Genomic DNA, 8311 nt, shown 5'->3' on the forward strand with positions numbered 1-8311 from the left:
CGCAGGTCGCCGGCATGCTCGCGCTCGCAGGCGAGTTGGAGCGCACGCCGAACATGCGACAATCCTCCGCATGGGCGCGATTTCCGGCGAACTCTCCCGATGGTGCGGCAGGCTACGTCGACGCCTGCGCGACCTTGCGCCATGCTGCGCCTGCGCTGAACTGCGCATCGTCCCGCGAAGGAACGGCGCGCGTGTCGCGTTGAGGCGTGGTGTCGCTGTGTGCGGCCTGCTGCTGGCCGGCGCGGCGCATGCGCAATGGTCGGCACAGGTCGGCGCGGCCAGCGACTACGTCTATCGCGGCGTATCGCTCAACGACGGCCGGCCCGCGGTGATCGCCGCGTTCAACTACGACGACGCCACCGGCTGGTATCTCGGCGGCCAGGTCGAACAGACGCGGCTCTACAGCGAGCGCCATGCCGAGCCGCTGTGGATCGTCGATGCGGGTTACGCGCACGCGCTGACTTCGCAGCTGAGCTGGGAAATCGGCGCGACCTATTCGATCTTCAGCGGCTTCACGTTCTGGAACTATGCCGAAACCTTCGTCGGCCTGTCCGCGCAGAACTGGAATCTGCGCCTGTATCACGCGCCAAACTATTTCGGCCGGCATCGGCGTTCGACTTATCTCGAATTCAACTATGCGCATGCGCTCGACGAGCGCTGGCGCCTGCTCGGCCACCTCGGGGTGCAGCAGGCCGAGTCCACGCTGGGCGGTGATCGCGATCGCACGCTCGACGCCAGCCTCGGCGTCGGCGCGAAGTTCGGCCGCGTCGATGTGCAGTTGTTGCGCGTCGCGGTCAATCGCGCCAACTACGCCTATCCGAGCCTTTCGCCCGAACAGCGGCAGCGCTGGGTGCTGAGCGCAGCCTACGCTTTTTGAGATCGCGCGCTGCTCATCCGCGGCGCGGCGAAATCCACATCGTGATGTCGGCATCGAACACGACTTCATTCGCCGAGTTGCGCACGTCAACGAGCGCGTGCGCTTCCTGCGCCGGCGCATCGGCCGGCGGGACTTCGACGCGCGCGTTCGCGGTCAGCGTGCCACGAGCTTTTTTCAGATAGCGCACGCTCATGCCTTTGGGAATCCAGCGCTGACTCGGCGCGATCGTGACGTCGGTGGCAAGTCCGCCGGCAAGTTCGGCCGCGTTGCACATCGCGATCGCGTGCACGGTGCCGATATGGTTGCGCACGCGGCGACGGTCGCGCAGCGTGACGACGCAGCGGCCCGGCGCGAGTTCCTCGATCAGCGGCTTGATCGAGGCGAAGTACGGCGCCTTCGCGCAGATGATGCGCGTGAACGTCCAGCGCCCGGCCGCGGTGCGACCGAGCAAACGGAAGAGTTTAAGGGGCGATGCTGCCACGGAGTCCCTTTTTGCTTTGCTCGTCGTCTCGGCTTTCGCCGAAATGACGAGCAAAGAGACTACGCCACGCTGCGCAGCACCGGCGACTTGCCGTGCTTCACCGCCGACTGCAGCTCGGCCGGATCGAAGTCGTCGACCGCGATGAATTCGGCCGTCGCCGCGCGCACGCGTTCGAGCAACTTGCGCTCATCCGCGGTGATCGCGCCGAGCTGCTCGGCTTCGGCGAGTTGCGCGGCGGCATCGAGGCTCGTGAGCTGGCCACGCGCCTTGGCGAACTTGCGTTCGATCGGCTCGGCGGCGATGACATCGGGCAGCAGCGCATTCATGCGGCCGACGACGTTGTTCGCGTTCGGCGTCAGATAGGTCCATTCGGCGAGGCGATCGCGTGCCTCATTCGGCGACATCAGGATCGATGCGACTCTGTGGCCCAGGCGATCCGACGGCGGCACTTCGCGACGGCCGAGCGGGAACACGAGTGCGCGCAGCAACCACGCGGCCGGACGGATCGGGAAATTGCGCAGCACGCCGTCGAGCGCATTCTGCATGCGCCAGGCGCAGTCGTGGAACGCCCAGGCGAGCAACGGTTGGTCGGCGACCGGGCGGCCCTGGTCTTCGTAACGCTTGAGCATCGCGCTCGCGATGTACAGGTTCGAGAGCACGTCGCCGAGGCGTGCGGACAGCGACTCCTTGAACTTGAGCTTGCCGCCGAGCAGCAGCATTGCCGAGTCGGCGACGAGGGCGAGGTTGGCCGCGTAGCGGTTGAGCTTGCGGTAATAACGCCTGGTGTACTTGTCGCCCGGTGCGTTGCCGATCTTCGCGAACGTGAGGCCGAGCACGAGGCTGCGCGCGGCGTTCGAGATCGCGAAGCCGATATGCGCGAACAGTTCGCGGTCAAACGCGCGCAGGCGCGTGGCGTAGTCGGGAATCTGCGCGGCCTGCATTTCCTTGAGCACGTGCGGATGGCAGCGGATCGCGCCCTGGCCGAAGATCATGAGGCTGCGCGTCATGATGTTCGCGCCTTCGACCGTGATCGCTATCGGTGCGGTCTGGTAGGCGCGGCCGGCATAGTTGTTCGGCCCGAGCTGCACGCCTTTGCCGCCGTGCACGTCCATCACGTCGTTGGCGACTGCGCGGCCGAGTTCGGTCGCGTGGTATTTCGCGATCGCCGACGGCACGGACGGCTTTTCGCCGCGATCGACGGCGGCGGCCGTGGCCTTCGACAGCGCGGTGATCGCGTAGCTGTGGCCGCCGATGCGCGCGAGCGCTTCCTCGACGCCTTCGAAGCGGCCGATCGCCATGCCGAACTGCTTGCGCAGGCGCGCGTAGGCGCCGGTCGCAATCGCGCCCATCTTCACGCCGCCCGACGCGTTCGACGGCAGCGTGATCGCGCGCCCGACCGAGAGGCATTCGACCAGCATGCGCCAGCCCTGGCCGGCCATGTCGGCGCCGCCGATCAGCTGCGACATCGGGATGAAGATGTCCTTGCCGTGCAGCGGGCCGTTCTGGAACGCGCCGTTGAGCGGAAAATGACGGCGGCCGATTTCGAGGCCCTTGGTGTCGCGCGGAATCAGCGCGAGGGTGATGCCGATATGTTCCTTGTCGCCGAGCAGGTGCTCGGGATCGTGCATCTGGAAGGCGAGGCCGATCAGCGATGCCACCGGCGCCAGCGTGATGTAGCGCTTGTCGAAGGTCAGGCGCACGCCGAGCACCTGCGCGCCGTGCCAGTCGCCCTTGCAGACGATGCCGTAATCGGGGATCGAAGTCGCGTCCGAACCGGCGGTCGGGCCGGTCAGTGCGAAGCACGGAATCTCGCGGCCGTCGGCGAGGCGCGGCAGGTAGTAATCGCGTTGCTCCTGCGTGCCGTAGTGCAGCAGCAGTTCGCCCGGGCCGAGCGAGTTCGGCACGCCGACGGTCGAAGAGAGAGAGCCCGAGATGCCCATGAGTTTTTGCAGCACGGCCGACTGCGCGAGCGCCGAGAATTCGAGACCGCCATACTGCTTCGGAATGATCATGCCGAAGAATTTCTTCTTCTTGAGGAAGTCCCAGATTTCCGGCGGCAGGTCGGCGAGTTCGTGCGTGATCTGCCAGTCGTCGGTCATGCGGCAGACTTCTTCGACCGGGCCGTCGAGGAACGCCTGTTCTTCGAGCGAGAGTTCCGGCTTCGGCTGGCCGAGCAGCTTCGACCAGTCGGGCTTGCCGCTGAACAGCTCGCCCTCGAAGCCGACCGTGCCCGCTTCGAGCGCGGTGCGTTCGGTCGCCGAGATCTGCGGCGTGATCTTCTGGTATACGCCGAGCAGCGGCGCGGTGATCTTCTTGCGGCGGAAGTCGTCGAGGTTGAGCGGCACGCTGAGCAGGCCGAACGCAAGCGCGGTCAGCGCAATCGCGAGCCAGTGGCTGCCGGCAAGCACGCCGACGGTGAAGATCGCGGCGAAACCGGCGATCGTCCAGGTGCGCAGGTTGCTGCGGAAATACGCGCAGGCCAGCGAGGCGGCGAGGGCGGCGAGCAGGGGAAACCAGTTCATGCGACTAACCTCTCAAACAAAGCTGGAACGAGTTTACGTTACGGTCATTGCCCGCGGTGAGGGCGGGGATTCGATGGTGCAGTTTCGGATTGGAGCGTTTGCACGAATTCCAGCACGACGCGCGTGAACGTATCGTTGGCGTCGCCCGCGACCATGTGCGTGGCATCGGCGAGGCGCACGTGGCGCGCGTGTGGAACGTGGGCGAGGAATTCGGCGATCGTTTCCGCGGAAACGACGTCGCTGCGTGCGCCGCTGACGAGCAGCACCGGCACGCGGATCGTCGCGGCGGCAGCGAGCAGGTCGCGCTGCAGGGTTTCGGCATCGCGCGTGGCGAAGTCGAGCATGCGCGGATCCCAGTGCCAGCGCAGGCGGCCCTGATCATCGCGCACGAGCAGTTGGCGCAGGCTCGCTTCGGACTTGCGCTCGGTGCGATGCGGCAGATAGCGCGCGATTTCATCGGCAGCCTCGTCGTACGAGGAAAAGCCATCTGGGTGCGCGCGCATAAAGGCGAGGATGCGTTCGACGCCGGCGCTTTCCCAGCGCGGCGTGATGTCGACCAGCACGAGCGCGCGGAATGGCGCGTGCAGCGCCTGCGCGGCGAGGCCGATCAGGCCGCCCATCGAGGCGCCGACGAGCACGGGCGTTTCGCCGCTGTCGCGCGCGATGCGCACGAGGTCGTCGACGAACTGGTCGTAGTGATAGTCGCCGTCGTCGCGCCGGCCGCTGTCACCGTGGCCGCGCGCATCGGCGGTGATCGGATGCCAGCCGGCCTGCGCGAGCGTGTTTGCTGTGCCGTCCCAGGCGTGGCGCGTCTGGCCGAAGCCGTGGGCGAAGACGATGGCGGCATTTTGTTCGTCGCCGAAATGTTCGATCGCCAGCGCGACGCCGTCATGCGCGGTCAGCGTTTCCGCCCGGCGAGCCGCGTCGGAAAGCGCAGTAGACAAATTCGCGGCGACTAACACCATACGCCGCAGTATGTGATTGAATTGTGACACTGTCAATACGCTAGCGTACTGAATGAAAACCAGTTCACGAACAAGAGCTTGTAAACGTTTACTGCTGCAAAGCAGCATCACAGGCCCTTACGCCTGCGCGCCCCAGCCGCTACCATGAGGTCATGCTGCAAGCCGCCGAAAAAGCCGAACGCTCGCGTCTGTCCGCCGCCGACTGGGAAGCCGGCGCGCTCGACCTGATTGCCGAGCAGGGCGTGCCGGCGCTCGCGGTCGAGCCGCTCGCACGCCGCCTCAGCGTGACCAAGGGCAGCTTCTACTGGCATTTCACCACGCGCGAAGCCTTGCTCAAGGCGGCGTTGCAGAACTGGGAAGCGCACGCCGACGAGGCGATGGACCAGATCGCCGCGATCGAAAATCCGCGCGAACGCCTGCGCGAGCTGTTTCGCCGCACCGGTCGCGAGGCGCGCACGCACGGCATCTACTCGGCGCTGCTGCGCGCGCTCGACCATCCGATCGTGCAGCCGGTGATGGAACGCGTCTCACAGCGGCGGCTCGATTTCCTCAAGCTGGCCTATCGCGAGGTCGGCATGTCGCCGACCGACGCGCTGCATCGCGCGCAGCTGACCTACGCGGCCTACGTCGGCTTCCTGCAACTCGTGCTGCAACTCGGCGTGCCGCACATCGATCAGGCGGAACTGGAGGAATATGTCGAACATGTGATGTCGACCTTGATTCCGCAATAGCTTTGCTTCCCTTCTTCTCGTGGGAAGGAAAGATAGAAATATACAAATACAGTTTTTATTTTTCGGCCACTGGCCGGTTGGAGAACAAATGAGCAAGCTTGAAGCACTCGACCGCTGGGTCGGGGAAGTCGCGGCGTTGACGCAGCCCGACAACATCCACTGGTGCGACGGCAGCGACGCCGAATACGCCGCCCTCGTCGAGGTGATGCAGAAGCGCGGCGACCTCGTCGCGCTGAACCAGGAAACCCATCCGGGCTGTTACCTGCACCGTTCCGATCCGTCCGACGTCGCGCGCGTAGAGCATCTCACCTTCGTCTGCACCGAAAACCGCGACGACGCCGGCCCGAACAATCACTGGATGGCGCCGGCCGAGGCGCACGCGAAGATCGACGCGCTGTTCGCCGGCTGCATGAAGGGGCGCACGCTGTACGTGATCCCGTACTGCATGGGGCCGATCGATTCGCCGCTGTCGCGCTGCGGCGTCGAGATCACCGACAGCCCCTACGTCGTCGCCAACATGCGCATCATGACGCGCATGGGTGCGGCCGCGCTCGCGCGTATAGAGCGCGAAGGCACGTTTGTAAAAGGCCTGCACTCGACCGGCGAGCTCGATCCCGAGAAGCGCTTCATCATGCATTTCCCGGCCGAACTTTCGATCAAGTCGATCGGCTCGGGCTACGGCGGCAACGCGCTGCTCGGCAAGAAGTGCCATGCGCTGCGCATCGCTTCCGCGCAGGCGCGCGAGGAAGGCTGGCTGGCCGAGCACATGCTCATCGTCGGCGTGCAGAATCCGCAGGGTGAGACGCATTACATCGCGGCCGCATTTCCGTCCGCCTGCGGCAAGACCAATCTCGCGATGCTGATTCCGCCGGAAAGCTACCGCCAAGCCGGCTGGAAGGTTTGGACGGTCGGCGACGACATCTGCTGGATGAAGCCCGGTGCGGACGGTCGCCTCTGGGCGATCAATCCCGAGGCCGGCTTCTTCGGCGTCGCGCCGGGCACGAGCGCGAAGACGAATCCGAACGCGCTCGCGATGCTCGACCACGACACGATCTTCACCAACGTCGCGGTCGACGCGAACAACGATCCGTGGTGGGAAGGCCTGCCCGGCGTGCCGGTGAAAGACTGGCAGGGTCGAGAAGTGACCATCGCAAATGGCAAGCCGGCCGGCGGCCCTGCGGCGCACCCGAACTCGCGTTTCACCGTTGCGGCCAAGCAGTGCGCGAGCTTCTCGCCGCATGCCGAGGACGCGCAGGGTGTGCCGATCTCGGCGATCATCTTCGGCGGTCGCCGCGAGCATCTGCTGCCGCTCGTGTTCGAGGCCCGCGACTGGACCCACGGCGTGCTCGCCGGCGCGGCGATGGGCTCGGAGACCACGGCCGCGGCGACCGGTGCGGTCGGCGTGCTGCGCCGCGACTCGATGGCGATGAAGCCGTTCTGCGGCTACAACTTCGCCGACTACTTCGGCCACTGGCTGTCGTTCGACCAGCCCGACGCGAAGTTGCCGAAGATCTTCCACGTCAACTGGTTCCGCAAGGGCGAGGACGGCAAGTTCCTCTGGCCGGGCTTCGGCGACAACATGCGCGTGCTCGAGTGGATCCTTGGCCGCTGCGCCGGCAGCGAGGACGCGCTGGCCACGCCGATCGGCAACCTGCCGCATGCCGAAGATCTCAACCTCGCCGGCCTCGACCTGTCGCGCGCCAAGCTTGACGAACTACTCGACGTCGATATCGAGGGCTGGCAGGCCGAATACGAGAACATCGGCGAATACCTCGCCTCGTTCGGCGCACGCACCCCGCAGGCCCTGCTGCGCGAACACCGTCGCATTGGCGCGCAGCTCGAAGCCGCGCAGAACGAGGCGCGCGCGGTGGGGACGCCGTAGTCCTCACCGTTCGCGGGCAAACGATCTTTTTCCTCGATGCCGCCATTCCGGCCTGCTCCGGAATGGCGCGCTGGCGCGGCTGCTGCCCGCCTCAGGAGAAGGACTCGAAAGGCGCTTCCATCTAAACCATACTGGCCCCCCACGCATCCAAGCTGACAAATGGATGGCGCCGTTCTCAGCATGCAGGCAACCTCTTTGGATACCGGCTCGCAAGCACGCCCGGATCGCAGTGACGATCATGCGCTCGTGCGTGCCTCGCTCGCGGGCGATGCGCGCGCGTTCGAGCGGCTCTACCGCAGCCACGCCGGCCGCGTGCACGGCGTGATCCTGCGCCTGGTCGGCATGGATCGCGCGCGTGCCGAGGAACTGACCCAGGAAGCGTTCATCCAGGCCTGGCGCAAGCTGTCGAGTTTCCGCTTCGACGCGGCGTTTTCGACCTGGCTGCACCGGCTCGGCGTCAACATCGCGTTGATGGACCTGCGCGGCCGGCGCGACGAGATCAACGTCGACGATGCCGTGATCGAGCTGGCCGCCGGCGGTGAAGTGCCGTTCTGCGCCGGCGAGCGCGGCGACCTCGAGCGGGCGGTATCGAAACTGCCGCCGCGTGCGCGTGCGGTGCTCGTGTTGCACGATGTCGAAGGCTGGAAGCACGAGGAGATCGCCCGAGAATTGGGCATGGCGGTCGGGTCGTCGAAGGCGCAGTTGCACCGCGCGCGCGGCCTGTTGCGGACTACACTTGAAGCGGCTTGAGTTGAGCCCGTTGCGACGGGCGGCGAGGTGAACGATGGACAATGAATTCCAGTGGCGCAACCAGATGCGCAAGCTCAACGAGCCGATCGAGCCGGCGCGCGAC

Annotated in this window: 8 protein-coding genes; 5 read left to right on the top strand and 3 right to left on the bottom strand. The window is 66.1% G+C overall.

What is annotated here, in order from left to right:
• Both VF497_RS06650 and VF497_RS06655 read left to right on the top strand, forming a co-directional pair.
• Positions 1 to 203, top strand: a 203-nt coding sequence (locus VF497_RS06650; RefSeq protein ID WP_330886929.1) for a hypothetical protein, incomplete at its 5' end; no start/stop codon positions are given.
• Positions 204 to 217: 14 nt separating this feature from the next.
• Positions 218 to 877 carry a TorF family putative porin gene (locus VF497_RS06655; RefSeq protein WP_330886931.1) on the top strand — a complete coding sequence of 220 codons (660 nt, stop codon included), beginning with the start codon at positions 218 to 220 and terminating at the stop codon, positions 875 to 877.
• A gap of 13 nt (positions 878 to 890) precedes the next feature.
• On the opposite strand, the gene VF497_RS06660 is transcribed toward VF497_RS06655, so the two are convergent.
• Genes VF497_RS06660 through VF497_RS06670 form a run of 3 tightly spaced genes read right to left on the bottom strand, consistent with a single transcriptional unit; the run spans position 891 to position 4845 of the window.
• On the bottom strand, positions 891 to 1358 hold the full coding sequence (locus VF497_RS06660; protein WP_330886933.1) for a hotdog fold domain-containing protein: 468 nt from the start codon (positions 1356 to 1358) through the stop codon (positions 891 to 893).
• Positions 1359 to 1417: 59 nt separating this feature from the next.
• Positions 1418 to 3880 (bottom strand): acyl-CoA dehydrogenase, encoded by a 2463-nt coding sequence (locus VF497_RS06665; RefSeq protein ID WP_330886935.1) that lies wholly within the window; start codon positions 3878 to 3880, stop codon positions 1418 to 1420.
• Positions 3881 to 3924: 44 nt separating this feature from the next.
• Entirely contained in the window at positions 3925 to 4845 is a 921-nt protein-coding gene (locus VF497_RS06670; protein ID WP_330886937.1) for an alpha/beta fold hydrolase, read from the bottom strand.
• Between the two features lie 152 nt (positions 4846 to 4997).
• Between VF497_RS06670 and VF497_RS06675 the strand changes: the two genes are divergently transcribed.
• The 3 genes from VF497_RS06675 to VF497_RS06685 all read left to right on the top strand — a co-directional run bounded on the left by VF497_RS06675 (position 4998) and on the right by VF497_RS06685 (position 8208).
• Complete coding sequence (locus VF497_RS06675; protein ID WP_330886939.1) at positions 4998 to 5576, top strand: helix-turn-helix domain-containing protein; 579 nt, start codon at positions 4998 to 5000, stop codon at positions 5574 to 5576.
• A gap of 88 nt (positions 5577 to 5664) precedes the next feature.
• Positions 5665 to 7458, top strand: a complete 1794-nt coding sequence (locus VF497_RS06680; RefSeq protein WP_330886941.1) for a phosphoenolpyruvate carboxykinase (GTP) — start codon at positions 5665 to 5667, stop codon at positions 7456 to 7458.
• A 159-nt stretch (positions 7459 to 7617) separates the two neighbouring features.
• The gene (locus VF497_RS06685; protein WP_414706853.1) at positions 7618 to 8208 is read left to right on the top strand and encodes an RNA polymerase sigma factor; all 591 of its coding nucleotides are present in this window, start codon (positions 7618 to 7620) and stop codon (positions 8206 to 8208) included.
• Positions 8209 to 8311 lie beyond the last annotated feature (103 nt).

It is taken from the genome of Rudaea sp. (assembly GCF_036383415.1).
Lineage (GTDB): Bacteria > Pseudomonadota > Gammaproteobacteria > Xanthomonadales > Rhodanobacteraceae > Rudaea.